A 16,933-nucleotide genomic window follows, 5' to 3' on the forward strand; every position below is an offset into this window, starting at 1 on the left:
GCCTCACTGGGTGGATTTCGCTTTGGCACCCCGGACCCCGTCGCGAACCGTCCCCGCCGAGGCGGCGCCCGAGCCCTGGGCGCCGCCGGCGCTGCGGCTGGTGTGCCTCGACATCGACGACACCCTGATCGACTGCACCGCCGCGATCCGCCGGAGCCTCCACATCCTCACCGGCCGGGGCGACCTGTGGCCGTTGTGGGACCTGATCACCGAGGAGCACGTCGCCCTCGTCGTCGCCGGTGAGATCGACTACACGACGATGCACCAGCGGCGCACCGACTGCTTCCTCGCGGAGATCGGCATCCTCGCCGACGACGAGCAGGTGAGCTCGTTCGAACGTCGCCGAAGAGAGCTGCTCGACCACTCCTGGCAGCTGTTCGGCGACGTCCTCGACTGCTTGGAATGGCTGCGCGCCGCGGGCTTGCTGCTCGCCGCCGTGACCAATGCTTCGGGTGTCCACCAGCGCAAGAAAATCGCCGACCTGGGGCTCGCGCCGTTCTTCGACCACGTCGCCATCGCCGGCGAGCTCGGGGTGGCGAAACCCGATCCGGTGATGTTCCACACGGTCTGCCTCGGCCTGGGCTGCGCACCTGCCCAGGCCGTTCACGTCGGGGACAAGCTCGACACGGACGCGATCGGCGCCCGCGACGCCGGCCTGGGCGCGGTGTGGCTCGACCGCGACGACATCGGCGAGCGCGCGCCCGAGGGCGTCCACCGGGTGGCGGGCCTGGCCGAGCTGCCTGAGCTGCTGGTTTCGGAGTACGCGACGATCGGCGTCCCCGCCCAGCGTGGAAGTGGCACCCCCGCGTTCACCGTCCGGAACGGCGTGCTCTAGTATTTCTTCTCGTGCGGTGCTGAGCCGGACCGGTTCTTCAGGTCGGCAAAGTACCTCACTGGGGTATGGTGTAATTGGCAGCACGACTGGTTCTGGTCCAGTTAGTCTAGGTTCGAGTCCTGGTACCCCAGCTGCGGAGAGTGACCCCCCTGCAGAGCGAGAAATCGCCTCTGGTAAGTTCTCTCCAGCAAGAAAAACAGAAAAGCCCCTGGGAGACCAGGGAAAGATCCTAAGCCCCCGTCGTCTAGCGGCCTAGGACGCCGGCCTCTCACGCCGGTAGCGTGGGTTCGAATCCCATCGGGGGTACCAGCAGTAACCGAGCCCGTCTGACCCAGGTCAGGCGGGCTTTTTGGTGCGCTCGCGATCCTCTCCGCGGTCCGAGCGGCTCTCCGGCGTCGAGTGTCCAGGGGTGGTCGTTTCGGCGGCGAGCGGGCTCAGGAGCCCGTCCGGCCGGGCGAACCTGGGGAGTGGCCGTCGGCGACGAAGGTGAGTCGTCCGCGCCGCCGACGGGCCGGATGGAATGACCTCGGTGGTCTCCCCAGTGGGCTGCCGTCGCCACGGTTACTTCTTGGCGGCGGCGACCTTCTTGCGCGGCGCGCGCTTGCGCGGAGCCGGCGCGGGGGCCGCGGCCTCGGCCGCCTGAGCGGCTTCGTAGGCCGAAATCACCTCGGAAGAGAGACGACCGCGCTCGGACACCTCGTAGCCGTTCGCGTTCGCCCAGGCACGGATCTGCTGGTTGCGCTCGCGGTCGCTCGTGCTGGTCGTGGTCGACTGACCGGTCGCGACGCGCACCTTGCGGCCCCCGGTGCGCCGGGCGGCCGCGATGTAGCGGGCCAGCTCGTCGCGCAGGGCGGTGGCGTTTTCGTCGGAGAGGTCGATTTCGTACATGACGCCGTCGAGGGTGAACGGGACGGTGTGGGCGGCGGGGGTACCGTCGATGTCGTCGAGCATCTCGACGAGGACCTTCTGGGCCATTCCTGCTCCTTGAAACGGTATATACCAGTTGAGTGGCGGCGGTGACCGAGCACACGAATGTCGTGCTCTTCCGCGGAGTATATCCATACCGGCCGGTTTGCGGAGATATCTCCGTACCGGTATCGAATACGGCGAGCCCCGCTGAAGCCCCGCTGGAGAATTGTCCGGCGCGGTGGCGAACCCGTATTCGGCCGCGCCGGCCACCTCGCCGGCGTTCGCGCTTCCGATGCCGTGACCGTGGTTCCCGTCCCGCCCCGGTGAGTCCACATCGGACCTCGAGGCGGCCGACGTCGACCGTGGAGACACGCTCACCCGCGCGAGGCGAGCGCCAGGCCCCCGGGTCGGACCGGGTCGACAGGGCTCATCGGTTCTCCTCGGCGGGACGGTGGGGCGGACGGCGGGTGCGGGACCGCCTCGGCGGGATGCCGGCAGACCTCGCTCCGGCAGGGTGCCGCCGCGAGCGGTGCCGCACCGACCGGCGGCGGCACCGGGACGAGCACGAGCGGCCTGGGCCGGTCACGACGCACCGCCGCTGTCGCTTGGCCGCGCCCGCATTGGCTTCCGCCACGTACAAAGGCTTCACGTCCACCGTTCGACCGGGCGAACGGTGGACTCGGCTGCCGCGAACGACCGCACGGCCGGCGTTCGCGTCCCGTGCCGGGGGCTTCGCCTTCGTTGACCCGCTTGGGTTTCTTGCGAGTCCAGCTCGAACAACTGAGCGATTGGCGGCCTGTCCTATATGGACAAGATGCGCGTCTTCGCGATGAATTCGCAGGTCAGCGGCCATCGCGTTCTTTTCCGTGTCGAAGGAGCGGGCCCGGAGGACGAGACTTCCCCGGCGACACAACGGAGTTCTCGACCACCCCTGTTTGGATTTTCGGCCGTCCTGGTAATACTCTGTGTGACGTCGGCCGAGATGGGCCTGACTGTTGGTTCCACTATGGAGGACTGGAATGACGAACAAGGCCCAGCTGATCGAGGCGCTGTCGGAGCGTCTGGGCGACGACAAGAAGGTGGCTGCGCAGGCCGTTGACGGTCTGGTGGACATCATCATCCGGACGGTCAACAAGGGCGAGAAGGTCAACATCACCGGTTTCGGTGTCTTCGAGAAGCGCGCTCGCGCCGCTCGGACCGCGCGCAACCCGCGTACCGGTGAGGCCGTGAAGGTCAAGAAGACCAACGTGCCCGCGTTCCGCGCCGGGACCACGTTCAAGGACGTCATCTCCGGTTCGAAGAAGCTCCCGAAGGCGACCCCGGTCAAGCGCGCCACCGCCACGGCGACCCGTGCGACCGCGACGAAGGCCGCTGCCGCCGCTCCGGCCAAGGCGACCACGACCCGCACCACGCGTGCGGCTGCCGCGAAGCCGGCCACCACCACGCGCGCGACGACCACGCGGACCCGCGCCACCGCGGCGAAGCCGGCCGCGAAGGCCACCGCCACCAAGGCGGCCCCGAAGACCGCGGCCAAGGCTCCGGCCCGGGCCACCGCGGCGAAGGCCACCACCGCGGCCAAGGCCACCACCACCCGCGCCAAGGCCGCCGCGAAGCCGGCTGCCGCCGCCAAGCCGGCCGCTGCGGCGAAGAAGCCCGCCGCTGCCAAGGCTCCCGCCAAGCGCACCTCGGCCGCCAAGAAGAAGTAGCAGCACCCAGCTCGACCGGAAGGGCCCCGCACCAGCAGGTGCGGGGCCCTTCGGCGTTTCGCGTGGACGACGCCGCCGCACCCTGGATTCCGGCTGTCGTACAGGCGGTACTGATCGCCGGAGCCGGGCGACCGGAAGGCTGCGAGTGCGCGTAAGGCCAGGAACGCCGAGGCTTCTGCCTTCGGCCGTGAGGGCGGAACTGCTCAAGCGTGTGCTTCGGCGCCTTCGACGGCGCGCGCCTCCTGCAGAACCGGTGCGAGGCACTCGGCAACGACCCGGTGGACGAGCAGCTTCCCCTTGGGGCCGCATCACCCGGTGCGGGCGAACCCGCCTGCTTGCCGAGGCTCAATACCGAATCAACGCCCCGCTGATTCACGTTCGCGGGTCAGCGACCCACGTCAGAGGGCGGAAAGGGCCTCCACCGGCGGCGAGGACGGTGCGTCCCCGCCGCCGACGGGCCGCGTGCGATCTCTCCCCAGTGATCTGCCCGCCGTCACTTACGGGCGGCGGCGACCTTCTTGCGCGGGGCGCGCTTGCGCGGCGCCGCCACCGGGGCTTCGGCCTCGGCCACCTGGGCCTGCTCGAAGGCCGTGATCACCTCGGAGGAAAGGCGGCCGCGCTCGGAGACCTCGTAGCCGTTCGCGTTCGCCCAGGCGCGGATCTGCTGGTTGCGCTCGCGGTCGCTGGTGCTGGTCGTGGTCGACTGGCCCGTCGCGACGCGGACCTTGCGGCCACCGACGCGCCGGGCGGCCGCGATGAAGCGGGCGAGCTCGTCGCGCAGGGCGGTGGCGTTGCCGTCCGAAAGGTCGATCTCGTAGGTGACGCCGTCGAGGCCGAATTGAACGGTCTGGGCGGCGGGGGAGCCGTCGATGTCGTCCAGGATCTCGACGAGGACTTTCTGGGCCACGGGAATGCTCCTCAAGCTGGATGTGCGTCCGGGGAACGTGACGTGTGACAAGCTGCACAATGACCGACGTTCTCCCGTGGAGTGTATCCACCCGGGGATCGGTACGGCAATTTCCCCGCCGCTTCCCGCGATTCCGCAGTCCTGATAGGACGCTCCGCGCCGGTTCCACTGTGGAGGCCCGGCCCGGCGATTCCGGCTTACGCGGAACCCGCATCGCCTTCGGGGCCGGACGGATCCGTCTCCTCGTCGGCGGAGTCCGCGAGGTTCGCTTTCGCGGCCGCCTCCTTGGCCTCGTTGATGAGCTGCCGCGAGTGGGCGAGCTCCGCGTCGGGGTCTTCCCGCTTCTCGTTGGCCGCCATCACCACTCCTCGCCTGGGGTCTTCGAGCAATTCCTTTCTTACGGCTACCCGCCGGAGCGGGCGGGCAACCATCGGGGCGGCGATCGTTTCTCCGGTGTGGGTATTCCGGAATCCGGCGGCTTTGATTCCTGCGGCAGCCCACCCGCCCAGGTGGTCCGTAGGGCCGGCCGGGACCGGTTCCGCGTTCTCCGGCCCGCCAGCGCACTCCGGCGCGCGGTGAACGCCGTTCCCGCGCCGGCCCGGGAACGCCGAAGGGCCCCGCACCGGTGTGGTGCGGGGCCCTTCGGAGAGAGGCTCGTGAACTACTTCTTCTTGGCAGCCGACGTGCGCTTGGCCGGGGCCTTGGCGGCGGCCGGCTTCTTCGCGGCGGCGGTCTTGGTCGCGGCCGGCTTGGCGGCGGCCTTCGCCCGCGTGGTGGTCGCCTTCGCCGTGGTGGCCTTGGCCGCCGTGGCGCGAGCCGGGGCCTTGGCCGCGGTCTTCGGGGCCGCCTTGGTGGCGGTGGCCTTGGTGGCCGGCTTCGCGGCGGCGGCGCGGGTCCGCGTGGCCGTGGCGCGAGCGGTGGCCGGCTTGGCCGCGGCCGCACGGGTCGAGGTGGCCCGCGTGCTGGTGGCCTTGGCCGGGGCGGAAGCCTTGGCGGTGGTCGCGCGGGTGGTCGTCGACGCGGCGGTGGCGCGCTTGACCGGGGCGGCCTTGGCCAGCTTCTTGGAGCCCGAGATGACGTCCTTGAACGTCGTGCCGGCGCGGAAGGCGGGGACGTTGGTCTTCTTGACCTTCACGGCCTCACCGGTGCGCGGGTTGCGGGCGGTGCGAGCGGCGCGAGCGCGCTTCTCGAACACCCCGAAGCCGGTGATGTTGACCTTTTCGCCCTTGTTGACCGTCCGGATGATGATGTCCACCAGACCGTCAACGGCCTGCGAAGCCACCTTCTTGTCGCCCAGACGCTCCGACAGCGCCTCGATCAGCTGGGCCTTGTTCGTCATTCCAGTCCTCCATAGTGGAACTAGTCACGGCCCATCTCGGCCGACACTGCACACGGTATTACCAATACCGCACAAAATCCAACCGGAGGTCGAAATATTTCCTTGCGAGGGCGCTGGTTCCGCCTCTCGAAGGACCTCTGTGAGAGGCGCACCGGAATGGGAACCGAACCTCGACCATGGCCCTGAGCAGGCAAAACACTATAGCCAGGCCGTCCACAGTGGTCGTCCATATAGGACCGGAGCCCTCTCGGAAGACTTTTTTCGCGACACGCCGGGCCGGGGCCTCCCGGCGTGTGGCCGGGGCCACCCGGAGCCCGATCCCGCGCAGCGGCGGGAGTTCCCGGACCCGCCGGCGGGGTCGCCGGGGCACCCGCCGGAAGCCCGCCGGCGCCGCTTCGCCGTGGGGCCAACGCAGTAACGCCCCGCCCGCCCTCGGCGACCTCTCCGGGGCGTGGCGAGGTCCGTTGCGGCGCAACCGGTGGCGCCCGCGCCGGAACACGGTGAGGCGAAAAGGATCTTCCCCGTGGGGTGAACTCACTCGTTCGGCCCAGCCACGGCCGCCGGTGACGACTCCGGTGCGCAGTATGCGCAACGCCGTGTTGGGCGCGGGACTGTCGGTCCGGCGAGCTAGTCTGCGGCCGGAGGAAGCGCCGGGTGAGACAGGGAGAACCGTGGACCAGGACACGCTCACCACCGTGGTCGGCCGGGTGGCCGGCACCGAGGATTCGACGCCGCTGCAGTTCCACGTGGCCATCGATCCCGAGGCCTACCTGCAGCTCGACGACGTCGTCGTGACCCGGCGGGAACTCCCCGGCCTGGGCGAAGTCACGTCCTTCGGGGTCGTGACGCAGGTGAGCGCGCGGCACGAGGGCGCCAGCTTCGGCAGCGACGTCTTCCTGATCTCCGACGGTGTCCTGCCCGCGCAGGTGCAGGAGATCGCCGAGATCGCCACCACCCGCGTCGAGCCCGAGTGCTACGTGCCGCCGCGGCCGGGGGCCGTCGTCCAGCGCGCCGTGGGGGAGGATCGCGCGCAGGCGCTGTACTTCGACAACATGACCCGCCAGGTGGCGGTCGGGCTGGGGCGGGACGGCGAACCCGTCTACCTCAACATGGACTTCCTCGACGGCACCCGCGGCGCGCACGTCAGCATCAGCGGTGTCTCCGGCGTCGCCACCAAGACGTCGTTCGCGTTGTTCCTGCTGCACTCGATCTTCCGCGGCGGTGCCCTGCCGAACGCCCACAACGCCAAGGCCCTCGTCTTCTCGGTCAAGGGCGAGGACCTGCTGTTCCTCGACACCCCGAACGTCCACCTCGACGAGAAGCTCAAGGCCGAGTACGCCAAGCTCGGCCTGCCCGCGGAGCCCTTCGCGTCCGTCGGCTTCTACGCGCCGCCGACGCCGTCGGACACCACGGGGAAGCCTTACGTCACCGGGCGGACCTCGGGCGTCGGCGCGTTCTGGTGGACCATCGCGGAGTTCTGCGCCAAGGACCTGCTGCCCTACGTCTTCGCCGACGCCGAGGACGAGCGCAACCAGTACACGATGGTCATCCACCAGGTCGCGAACCGGCTGCGGCTCGACAGCACCCCGGCGGGCAAGGACGGTGCCGCCAACGTCGACGGCGTCCTGTGCCGCACCTACGCCGAGCTCGTCGACGTCATCTGCGAGCGCGTCACCGACGAGGAAACCCGCGCGAGCTGGGCGGGTGCGGTCACCGGCGCGGGCACGGTCAACGCCTTCATCCGGCGCCTGCGCTCGAGCCAGCGCGCGCTCAACGGCCTGATCCGCGGCGATCTCACCGACCACTCCGCGCGCTCCTTGTCCACGGAGAACCAGCAGGTGACCGTGGTGGACATCCACAACCTCGTCGAGCGCGCGCAGCGGTTCGTCGTCGGCGTCACGCTCGCCGCGGAGACCGCGCGCAAGGAAGCCGCCGGCCCGGGCGGGCTCCTGTTCACCATGCTGGACGAGCTGAACAAGTACGCGCCGCGCGAAGGCAGCAGCCCCATCAAGGAGGTGCTGCTGGACATCGCCGAGCGCGGCCGCTCCCTCGGCGTCATCCTGATCGGCGCGCAGCAGACGGCCAGCGAGGTCGAGCGCCGCATCGTCAGCAACAGCTCGGTGCGGATCGTCGGGCGCCTCGACGCCGCCGAGGCATCGCGGCCCGAGTACGGCTTCCTCCCGGCCAGCCAGCGGGTCCGCGCGACGCTCGCCACGCCCGGCACGATGTTCGTGAGCCAGCCGGAGATCCCGGTGCCGATCGCCGTCGGCTTCCCGTTCCCGGCCTGGGCCACGCGGCTTTCCGAGGCCGGGAAGGTGCCGTCGACCACCGCTTCCTCGAAGAAGTCCGATCCTTTCGCCGGTTTGCCGACGGGCGGCAGCGACCCGTTCGGCGACGACCCGCCGCCGTTCTGAGCCCGCCGCCCGCTACCTGAACGGAAGGACGAAGTGTGAAGTTCCTGCACACCTCCGACTGGCACGTCGGCAAGACGCTTAAGGGCCGCAACCGCCTGGACGAGCAGCGGGCCGTGCTCGGCGAGATCGTCCGGACCGCGCGCGACGAGGCGTTCGACGCGATCCTCGTCGCGGGCGACCTCTACGAGACCTCGGCGCCGTCGGCCGCCGCGCAGGAGCTCGTGGTCCAGGCGCTGATGGCGTTGCGCGACACCGGCGCCGAGGTCATCGCGATCGCCGGGAACCACGACCACGCGGCGACCTTCGAGGCGTACCGGCCGCTCCTGCGGAAAGCGGGCATCCACCTGACCGGGAACCCGCGGCCGGTCGCGGACGGCGGGGTCGTGTCGTTCGACGCCCGCTCGACCGGCGAGCGTGTCAACGTCGCCGTGCTGCCCTTCCTTTCCCAGCGCTACGCGGTCCGCGCCGCCGAGCTGCTCGCCGGCACCCCGGCGGACAACGTCGGCGAATACGACCAGCGCGTGCGCGACATCCTGGAACACCTCAAGTCCGGGTTCTCGGCCGGCGCGGTGAACCTCGTCATGGCGCACCTGACGGTGACCGGCGGGACGATGGGCGGCGGCGAGCGCGCGGCGCAGTCCATCTTCGAGTACCACGTGCCCGCCACGGCATTCGGCGCCGATCCGCACTACGTGGCGCTGGGCCACCTGCACCGGCGCCAGTCCCTGCCCGCCGCCTGCCCGGTGCACTACAGCGGCTCGCCGTTCGCCGTGGACTTCGGCGAGCAGGACAACAAGAGCGTCATCCTGGCCGTGGAGGTGACGCCGACGACGCCGGCGAAGATCACCGAAATCCCGATGACCGCGGGACGGCGGCTGCGGACCGTCCACGGCACGGTGGCGGAGCTGGTCGGCCGCGCCGAGGAGTTCGGCGAGGACTACCTCCGCGTCTACGTCCGCGAAGCGACCAGGGCCGGGCTGCGTGAGGAGATCCAGGAAGCCCTGCCGAACGCCCTGGAGATCCGCATCGATCCGGAGTTCGCCGCCCCGGTGACGACGGCGGGCGGCGACCGCGCGATCGCGGACCGTTCGCCGGGGGAGCTGTTCGCCTCCTACTGCGAAGAGCGGACGGTCGAGGACAAGCGCGTCCAGTCGCTCTTCGCGCGGCTGCACGACGAAGAGACGAGCGGGGTGTGACATGCGGCCTGTGCTGCTGGAGATGACCGGCTTCGCGTCGTTCCGCGACAAGACCGAAGTCAGCTTCGAGGACACGGACTACTTCGCGCTCGTCGGGCCGACCGGCGCCGGCAAGAGCACCGTGATCGACGCGCTCACCTTCGCCCTGTACGGCTCTGTCGCGCGCTGGGACCACGAAGGGCTCGTCGCGCCCGCGCTCGCCCCGACGGCGAACCGGGCCACCGTGCGGCTGGTGTTCGACGCGGGTGGCGCGCGCTACCACGTCGTGCGCGAAGTCCGGCGCAGCGGCGGGAAGAAACCCACGGTCAGCGTGAAGAACGTCCGCCTGGAACGGCTCGCCGACCCGGCCGCGCTCGGCGGGCCGGAGGACGACGCCGACCCGGTCGCCGCGGACTCCGAGGTCACCCCGGCCGTCGAACGCCTGCTCGGGTTGACGTTCAAGCATTTCTGCACCTGCGTCGCGCTGCCCCAGGGCGACTTCGCGGAGTTCCTGCACGCCAAGGCCGCCGACCGGCAGAAGATCCTGATCAAGCTGCTGGGCCTGGAGGTCTACGAACGGATCGGCCGTCGCGCCGGCGTCACGGCGGAGCAGCAGAAGCAGCGCGCCGCCGTCCTCGCCGAACAGCTCGGCAGCTACGCCGACGCGACCGAAGAAGCCGTCGAAGAGCTTTCCGCGCGGATGACGGCACTCGCGGACCTCGACGCGCGGGTGAGCGCGGCCCTGCCGGGTTTGTCCGACGCCACCCGCGTCCACGACGAAGCGCGGCAGCTGGTCGCGACGCTCACGCGGGAGCTGGGTGTCCTCGACGCGCTGGAACGCCCGGACGGCGTCGAAGACCTCGAAACCCGGCGCCGCGCCGCGGCGGACGCGGCCACGACGGCCCGGGCGGGATTGGACACGGCCGAGACGGCGGACGAAGCGGCCCGCGCCGCCCTCGCCGCCGCGCCCGCCCGCGGGGAGCTGGAACGGATCCGCGCCGCGCGGACCGAGGTCGCCGAGGCCGAGAAAGCCCTCCCGCGCCTGGAAGAGGCGGCGACCGCGGCAGCGGCGGCGAAAGCGGCCGCCACCGCGGCGGCCGCCGAAGCCGTGGCCGCGGTCGACGCGGCCCGCAGGACCCGGGACACGACCGCGCGTGCCGCCGAGGACGCCGCCGCCGAAGCCGCGCGGGCCCGGCAGGACCGCGACCGGCTGGCCGGGCTGCGCACGCCTGCGGATCTCGGGGACCTGTCGGCGGATTCGGCGCGCGTGGCGAAACGCCTCGCCGGTGCCGACGCGCGGCTGCGCGCGGCCGAGGCCGCGGACGCCGAAGCGCGCGAGGCGCTGGGCGCGCAGCCGGACGTCGCTCCGCTGGCCTCGGCCCGGTCCGACGCCCGCACGCTCTACGCGTTGTGCGAGGCGCAACGGAAGGCCGCGCCCGAGCAGGCCGCGCGCCGGAAGGAGCTCGAAACCGCGCGGGCGTCCTTCGCGAGCGCCGACGCCGGACTCGTCGCGGCGAAGACCGCGCTGGGCGAAGCCGAACGCACCGGGCAGGCCCTGGTGCTGCGGGCCGGCCTCGTCGCCGGGCACGCGTGCCCGGTGTGCGAGCAGGAAGTCACGACGGTGCCGGACGCGGGCGGGCACGCCCACCTGGCCGAGGCCCGCGAACGCGTCGAGCACGCCGAACGCGAGCGCGCGGCGGCCGAAGCCGTCGTGCGCAAGCTGGAGCGGGCCGTGGACCGCGACGCCGACGCGGCCGTGTCCGCGGCCGCGCAGGCGGAAGAACTGCGTGCGGTGCTCGCCGAGGTCGACGGGCCACCGGAGTCGCCGGTGCTGCGGCGCCCGGTCGAGGCCGCCTTTTCCGAGCAGTACTTCGCGGATCTCGTCACCGCCGTCCGGGAACGCGGGGAGTGGCTGTCGGCGACGATCGACGGCCGCACCCGCGTCGCCGAAGCCGCGCGCGCCGCGGACGCGGAACTCGCCGCGGCCCGCGCCGAACGCGCGGCGGCGCGGAACGACGCCGACGTCGTCGAAAAGTCGTTCGCGGCGGCCAGGGAAGCACTGCGGGCGGCTCGGGATCCGCTGGTGGAGCTGGGCGCGCCCGCGATCGACGGCGATGACGTGCCGGCGGGCTGGCAGCGTCTCACCGCGTGGGCGGCCGCCACGCTGGAAGAACGCCGGGCGGCGCTGGCTTCCCGCGAGGCGGCCGCCGAAGCCGCGGGCAAGGAAGCCGTCGTCGCGGGCGAGGACTTCAAGACCGCCGAGCGGGAAGCGGAGCAGCGCCGCACCCGGGCGGTCGACGCGGGACTGGCCGAGCAGGCGGCGAGCACCGAGCTGGCGAACACCCGGCGCCGGCACGGCGAACTGGCCGCCACCCTGGAGGGCGCGCCCTCGGCCGAGGTGGTGGCCGAGCAGCTCGAGAAGGTCGCCGAACTCGAACGAGCCGCGAAGACGGCCGACGCGGACCTGCGGACCGCCCGCGCGACAGCGAAACAAGCCGCGGAAGCCCAGGCTCGGATCGCCGGCCAGGTCGACGCCGAACGGCAGCGGCTGTCCCGGGCGCGCGACCCCTTGGTGGGGCTCGGCGCCCCGCCGATCGACGGAGAGAGCCTCCTCGGCGCGTGGACCGCGCTCACGGACTGGGCGGCCGGGCAGGCGAAGCAGCACCGCGAGCGAGTGGCCACGGCCACGACCGCCGAGGGCGAAGCCGCCGAAGCGTTGCGAGTGGCCGAACGCGCGGTCGTCGACGACGTCACCGCGCTCGGCGTCTCCCTGGACGAAACCGGCGCGGTGCGCGACCGCGTCCCGGTGGCCGTCGCGGCGGCCCGGGCGCGGGCCGAGGGCGACCACACGGAGATGAAGCGGCGCGTGGCGCGCGTGGCGGGCCTGCACGGCGACATCGCGGCCGCGGAGTCCGAAGCGCAGGTCGCGCGGCTGCTCGCGGATCTCCTGCGCTCGGACAAGTTCCCGCGCTGGCTGATCGCCGGGGCGCTCGACACGCTCGTCGCCGAAGCGTCGGCGTCGCTGCTGGAGCTGTCCGGTGGTCAGTTCGAGCTGACCCACGACAAGGGCGACTTCCTGGTGGTGGACCACAACGAGGCCGACGCCCGCCGCCCGGTCAAGACGCTGTCCGGCGGGGAGACGTTCCAGGCGTCGCTCTCGCTGGCGCTCGCGCTGTCGTCCCAGCTCGGCGCGATGGCCGCCGAGGGCGCGACCAAGCTCGAGTCGATCTTCCTCGACGAGGGGTTCGGGACCCTGGACGAGGCCACCCTCGACGTCGTGGCGTCCACATTGGAGAACCTGTCGGCCACCGGCTCCCGGATGGTCGGGGTGATCACGCACGTGCCGGCGCTCGCCGAGCGCGTGCCGGTGCGGTTCCTGGTCACCCGCGATGGCACCGGCTCGCACATCAGCAGGGAGGGCGCATGACGGCCGTGGCCGGGATGAACTTCAGCGTCGACTCGTGGGACCCGGGCTACGGCAGCTCGATGGAGGCCGAGGAGCTGGCGCGCTCCGGCGCCGAGGTCGAGCTGGAAGTCGAGGTGCCGGTCTCGGAGTGGACCCCCATCGACCCGTCCCCGGTGTCGCCGCCCGAGGCGGTGCTGTTCGTCGACGGCGTCCGCCGCATCGACGCCCGGGTGTGGATCGACGACCCGGCGGGCATGAACTCGGCGTCCATCGGCCTTTGCGCGTCGTACGCGGCGGGAGTGGTGTGCTGTTGCTCGGGGCGCGCCCACGTCGTCGCGACCGACGTCCGGCGAGGGGTGTTCACGGTGGCTTCGGAGGCGGGTGACATCCCGACGTCGGCGGGGGTCTACCGCGCGTTCCGCGCCGCGGCCAAGGAGGACAAGCCGCTGCCGGTGGTGCTCTCGTCGGCGTTGCAGGAGCAGCTGGCCGAGGCCGAGCTCGACACGGCGGCCGAAGCGCGCCGGGCGATCGCCGGCCACGTCGGCAGCGACCTGCTGGTGGTGGACGGCCCGTTGAGCGGCCGCACGCACCTGCCCCGGGCGGTCGGGTTCATCAAGAGCCACCAGACGACGTACCTGCCGGGCGACCTGAACGCGATGGTCGGCAGGCTGGGCCCGCACCAGCGCACCCCGGTGTTCCTGATGGGCACGACGTGGGTCCGGCATTCGTGGTACCTGCGCCTGCCCTCGGTGGGCGGCCCACCGTGGTCGGGAGTGGTGCGCGTCGAGGCGGCGCCCCACCTGGGGCGCGAAGAGGTGGCGGGGCTGGCGAACCTGACGCAGTCGGTGCTGGGACGGTTCGCGTCGGTGGAGTACAAGGACTCGCGGGCGCCGCAGAACCTCTATCCGATCGCGGGGCTGGAGCGGGACCTGCGGCATCGGCTGGGGGATCAGCAGTTCGTTTACCGGGCGCTGAGGGTGGCCGCGGTTCGCTGAGACCCGGTCGGACCCCCGCCCTTCCCTGGGGGGCGTGCCCTTGGCCAGTCTATCGGCGCCCCCGGACGAAACCCGGTCCGAAGACCCGCGGCGGCGCCGGTTGTCCACAACCGCGGAGCGGTGTTGACAACTCGAATCCTCCGCCGCGCATAGACCGGCCCGGCGGTCCACACCGCCGGGCCGGAATCCGCCCTCTGGGGGTGGGCGGCCCCGGGACGGCGGCCTGGGGACCGCCCGACCCGAGGTGTCCTTTGTGGATGGTCAGCTCAGCGAGCCGTCGCCCGTCTGCGGCGCCCCCGCCGGCTTGACCGCGACCTGCGGCTTCGCCGGCTTCACCGGCTTGGTCGACGTCGTCGGCGGCTTCGGCTTCGTGCTGGCCGGCGGCTTCGGCTTCGCTGTCGACGACGGCGGCGGGGTGCCCACGATGGTGAACGTCTGGGTCGCCTTGCGGCCGTCCGTGCACGTGAACGTCGCGCTGTACTTGCCCGGCGTCGTGATCGCCGTCGTGTGGCCGCCGACGCGGCCGAAGTTGCCGCCTTCGGACCACACCAGCGGTGCCGCGAACCCCTTCGACGTCACCGCCGTGGCCGGGGTGCAGCCGCCGCTGGCCGCGTACGTCTCCGCGTCGACCCGGCCCCCCGGCTCGGCCTGCTGGGTCAGGCCCCAGCTGACCTCGGCGGCTTCGGCCGGGAGCGCCACCGTCAGCGTCGCCGCCCCCGCGGCCGTTAGTCCGATCAGTGTTTTCTTCAGCATGATCCGTCCCCTCTCCTGCGTGTCCCCTCCACGCTTGAGCCGCGAAAACGGTTGAGCCACGGAAATGTTCAAGTACGTGAACGACTATCGAGTCTATGTTTCCTGGTCACGTATGCGTTAGCTTGTCCGCCGTTGATCCCGTTCAGTGACGAGGGAGACCGCGATGCGCAACGGCCCACTGATCATGGCCGCCGTACTGGGACTGTCGATCGCGGCCCCCGCCACCGCGGATGCCCAGCCCTGGCGCGACGCCCGTCAGTCGCCCGACCGCCGCGCCGCGGAGCTCGTCGCCGCGATGACCCTCGACGAGAAGATCTCGCAGCTGCACCTGCAGCCCGACGCCCAGCACCAGCGGTTCGTGCCGCCCATCCCGCGCCTGGGCGTGCCCGGCTTCCGGATCGCCAACGGCCCGGCCGGCATGGGCCCGGCCGACGACAAACCGCAGAAGCCGGCCACCGCGCTGCCGGCCACCATGGCGCTGGCGTCGACCTTCGACACCGGCCTCGCGCGCCGCTACGGCCGCCTCATCGGCGACGAAACCCGCGCGCTCGCCCACAACGTGTCCGAAGGTCCCGACATCAACATCGCCCGCGTCCCGCGCAACGGCCGGACGTTCGAGGGCATGGGGGAGGACCCGGTGCTGGTCGGGGACATCGGCGCCGCCGACATCCGCGGCATCCAGGAGAACGGCACCATCGCCGAGGTCAAGCACTACGCGGCGAACAACCAGGAGACGCAGCGCCAGAGCATCGACGAGCACATCGACGAGCGCACCCTCAACGAGATCTACCTGCCGCACTTCGAACAGGCGGTCACCGAAGGCCACGCGGGCTCCGTCATGTGCGCCTACCCGAAGATCAACGGCGTGTTCACGTGCGAGAACCCCGCGCTGCTGCAGGACAAGCTGCGCGACGACTGGGGGTTCAAGGGGTTCGTCCAGTCCGACTGGGGCGCCGCGCACAGCACCGTCGGGTCGGCGAACGCGGGCATGAACCTCGAAATGATCGACGGCACCTGGTACGGCGAGAAGATGAAGCAGGCCGTCCTCGCCGGGCAGGTCAGCGAGCAGCGCGTCGGCGAACTGCTGCTGCCGCGGTTCCGGACGATGTTCGCGTTCGGCCAGTTCGACCACCCGCCGACGCTGACGCCACTGCCGACCGCGCGGCACGACGCCGCCGCGAAGGAGTTCGCCGAGCGCGGCATGGTGCTGCTGCGCAACGAGCACGCCCAGCTCCCGCTCGACGACCGCGCGGTGCGCTCGATCGCGCTGATCGGGCCGTTCGCGACCAAGGCCAAGACCGGTGGTGGCGGCAGCTCCGCCGTCATCCCGACGTCCACAGTCGACCCGTTGCCCGGGTTGCGGCAGCGGGTTCCGGGAGCGACCGTGACCCTCGACGACGGCAGCGACCCGGCGCGCGCGGCTTCCGCGGCGAGCGCCGCCGACGTGAGTGTCGTGATGGTCGGCGACAACGAGGCCGAGGGCAAGGACCGGCACAGCCTGGCGCTCGACGGCAACCAGGACGCCCTCGTCGCGGCGGTCGCGGCGGCGAACCCGCACACCGTGGTCGTGGTGAAGAGCGGCGGGCCGGTGCTCATGCCGTGGGCGTCGTCGGTGCCCGCGATCCTGCAGGCGTGGTACCCGGGCCAGCAGGACGGCGCCGCGGTGGCGGGCGTGCTCTTCGGCGACGTCGACCCGTCGGCGAAGCTGCCGGTCACGTTCCCCGCGACGGACGCCGACACCCCGGCGAACACGGCGGCGCAGTTCCCGGGCGTCAACGGCGTCGCGACGTACTCGGAAGGCCTGCAGGTCGGCTACCGGTGGTTCGACGCCCAGGGCAAGACGCCGCTGTTCCCGTTCGGGCACGGCCTGTCGTACACGACGTTCGCGTTCTCCGGGCTGTCGGTGCGCAACACCGGCGACGGCGCGACGGCGACGTTCACGGTCCGGAACACGGGCCAGCGCGCCGGTGCCGAGGTGGCGCAGCTGTACCTGGGCTTCCCGGCGGCCGCGGGCGAGCCGCCGCGGCAGCTGAAGGGGTTCTCGCGGGTGGAGCTGGCACCGGGCCAGGCCCGCCGGGTGGCTATCGACCTGGACGCGCGCGACTTTTCGGTGTGGGACACGGGCCGCCACGCGTGGCGGCCGGTGCGGGGCGGGTTCACGGTCCAGGTGGGCGACTCGTCGCGCTCGCTGCCGCTGCGGGTGCCGCTCACGCGTTGACGGTCACGGCCTCGCGGAGTTGTCCACAGCCCCGGCGTGATGTGGATCAGCGTGGCCGAGCCGGGGCTTCGCCGGGCTTTTCGTCGGCGGGACTCGATACGCTGGAAGCGGGCAGGCCCCCAGGGAGGGCGGGGTCTGGTGTGGGGGCGGGGTCCCGCAAAGTCGCAGTGGCTCGCTCACTCGCAGCTCCGCCAATGTCTTGAATAAGTCATTCAGGACACCGCAGCCACGCCAGCGCCGCGGAAACAGCCCCCTTTGGCTCCGCCCCCCGACTTT

The 16,933-nt window shown here is 71.7% G+C and carries 12 protein-coding genes and 2 tRNA genes; 9 read left to right on the plus strand and 5 right to left on the minus strand.

Annotated features, from left to right (window positions below; translation table 11 throughout):
* The first annotated feature begins 100 nt into the window (after positions 1 to 100).
* The 3 genes from ABZ342_RS04355 (at position 101) to ABZ342_RS04365 (ending at position 1,144) form a co-directional block, all read left to right on the plus strand.
* Positions 101 to 835, plus strand: coding sequence for an HAD family hydrolase (locus tag ABZ342_RS04355; protein ID WP_196425690.1), 735 nt, complete (start codon positions 101 to 103; stop codon positions 833 to 835).
* A 59-nt stretch (positions 836 to 894) separates the two neighbouring features.
* Positions 895 to 966, plus strand: a tRNA-Gln gene (locus ABZ342_RS04360).
* A gap of 102 nt (positions 967 to 1,068) precedes the next feature.
* Positions 1,069 to 1,144: transfer RNA gene (locus ABZ342_RS04365), tRNA-Glu, on the plus strand.
* A 252-nt stretch (positions 1,145 to 1,396) separates the two neighbouring features.
* On the opposite strand, the gene ABZ342_RS04370 is transcribed toward ABZ342_RS04365, so the two are convergent.
* Positions 1,397 to 1,810, minus strand: coding sequence for an Lsr2 family protein (locus ABZ342_RS04370; RefSeq protein WP_360468637.1), 414 nt, complete (start codon positions 1,808 to 1,810; stop codon positions 1,397 to 1,399).
* 953 nt (positions 1,811 to 2,763) lie between these two features.
* Here ABZ342_RS04370 and ABZ342_RS04375 point away from each other — a divergent pair.
* On the plus strand, positions 2,764 to 3,450 hold the full coding sequence (locus tag ABZ342_RS04375; RefSeq protein ID WP_360468639.1) for an HU family DNA-binding protein: 687 nt from the start codon (positions 2,764 to 2,766) through the stop codon (positions 3,448 to 3,450).
* Between the two features lie 493 nt (positions 3,451 to 3,943).
* Here ABZ342_RS04375 and ABZ342_RS04380 read toward each other — a convergent pair whose 3' ends face one another.
* The 3 genes from ABZ342_RS04380 to ABZ342_RS04390 form a co-directional block, all read right to left on the minus strand.
* On the minus strand, positions 3,944 to 4,357 hold the full coding sequence (locus tag ABZ342_RS04380; RefSeq protein WP_155545107.1) for an Lsr2 family protein: 414 nt from the start codon (positions 4,355 to 4,357) through the stop codon (positions 3,944 to 3,946).
* A 197-nt stretch (positions 4,358 to 4,554) separates the two neighbouring features.
* A complete protein-coding gene (locus ABZ342_RS04385) occupies positions 4,555 to 4,716 on the minus strand; it encodes a hypothetical protein (RefSeq protein ID WP_360468642.1) in 162 nt (53 codons plus the stop codon).
* Positions 4,717 to 5,018: 302 nt separating this feature from the next.
* On the minus strand, positions 5,019 to 5,696 hold the full coding sequence (locus ABZ342_RS04390) for an HU family DNA-binding protein (protein WP_155545108.1): 678 nt from the start codon (positions 5,694 to 5,696) through the stop codon (positions 5,019 to 5,021).
* Between the two features lie 671 nt (positions 5,697 to 6,367).
* Between ABZ342_RS04390 and ABZ342_RS04395 the strand changes: the two genes are divergently transcribed.
* From ABZ342_RS04395 to ABZ342_RS04410, 4 genes are read left to right on the plus strand one after another with little or no spacing between them, the layout of a single operon-like run.
* On the plus strand, positions 6,368 to 8,110 hold the full coding sequence (locus ABZ342_RS04395; RefSeq protein WP_360468644.1) for an ATP-binding protein: 1,743 nt from the start codon (positions 6,368 to 6,370) through the stop codon (positions 8,108 to 8,110).
* A gap of 35 nt (positions 8,111 to 8,145) precedes the next feature.
* Positions 8,146 to 9,306, plus strand: a complete 1,161-nt coding sequence (locus ABZ342_RS04400) for an exonuclease SbcCD subunit D (RefSeq protein ID WP_360468646.1) — start codon at positions 8,146 to 8,148, stop codon at positions 9,304 to 9,306.
* Position 9,307: 1 nt separating this feature from the next.
* A complete protein-coding gene (locus ABZ342_RS04405) occupies positions 9,308 to 12,712 on the plus strand; it encodes an SMC family ATPase (protein WP_360468648.1) in 3,405 nt (1,134 codons plus the stop codon).
* Positions 12,709 to 13,686, plus strand: a complete 978-nt coding sequence (locus ABZ342_RS04410; protein WP_155545114.1) for a hypothetical protein — start codon at positions 12,709 to 12,711, stop codon at positions 13,684 to 13,686. Before ABZ342_RS04405 ends, ABZ342_RS04410 begins: the two co-directional genes overlap by 4 nt.
* A 261-nt stretch (positions 13,687 to 13,947) precedes the next feature.
* Here ABZ342_RS04410 and ABZ342_RS04415 read toward each other — a convergent pair whose 3' ends face one another.
* The gene (locus ABZ342_RS04415) at positions 13,948 to 14,439 is read right to left on the minus strand and encodes a hypothetical protein (protein WP_360468650.1); all 492 of its coding nucleotides are present in this window, start codon (positions 14,437 to 14,439) and stop codon (positions 13,948 to 13,950) included.
* Positions 14,440 to 14,602: 163 nt separating this feature from the next.
* Between ABZ342_RS04415 and ABZ342_RS04420 the strand changes: the two genes are divergently transcribed.
* Complete coding sequence (locus tag ABZ342_RS04420) at positions 14,603 to 16,657, plus strand: glycoside hydrolase family 3 C-terminal domain-containing protein (RefSeq protein WP_360468652.1); 2,055 nt, start codon at positions 14,603 to 14,605, stop codon at positions 16,655 to 16,657.
* Positions 16,658 to 16,933: the final 276 nt, after the last annotated feature.

This window comes from Amycolatopsis sp. NPDC005961, from assembly GCF_040629235.1.
Taxonomy (GTDB): domain Bacteria; phylum Actinomycetota; class Actinomycetes; order Mycobacteriales; family Pseudonocardiaceae; genus Amycolatopsis; species Amycolatopsis camponoti.

Bases quoted from the DNA above. Each gene is read 5' to 3' on its own strand.
- ABZ342_RS04390 (WP_155545108.1), bottom strand. From the start codon at position 5,696: ATGACGAACAAGGCCCAGCTGATCGAGGCGCTGTCGGAGCGTCTGGGC.
- ABZ342_RS04375 (WP_360468639.1), top strand. From the start codon at position 2,764: ATGACGAACAAGGCCCAGCTGATCGAGGCGCTGTCGGAGCGTCTGGGC.
- ABZ342_RS04405 (WP_360468648.1), top strand. From the start codon at position 9,308: ATGCGGCCTGTGCTGCTGGAGATGACCGGCTTCGCGTCGTTCCGCGAC.
- ABZ342_RS04410 (WP_155545114.1), top strand. From the start codon at position 12,709: ATGACGGCCGTGGCCGGGATGAACTTCAGCGTCGACTCGTGGGACCCG.
- ABZ342_RS04415 (WP_360468650.1), bottom strand. From the start codon at position 14,439: ATGCTGAAGAAAACACTGATCGGACTAACGGCCGCGGGGGCGGCGACG.
- ABZ342_RS04420 (WP_360468652.1), top strand. From the start codon at position 14,603: ATGCGCAACGGCCCACTGATCATGGCCGCCGTACTGGGACTGTCGATC.
- ABZ342_RS04385 (WP_360468642.1), bottom strand. From the start codon at position 4,716: ATGGCGGCCAACGAGAAGCGGGAAGACCCCGACGCGGAGCTCGCCCAC.
- ABZ342_RS04370 (WP_360468637.1), bottom strand. From the start codon at position 1,810: ATGGCCCAGAAGGTCCTCGTCGAGATGCTCGACGACATCGACGGTACC.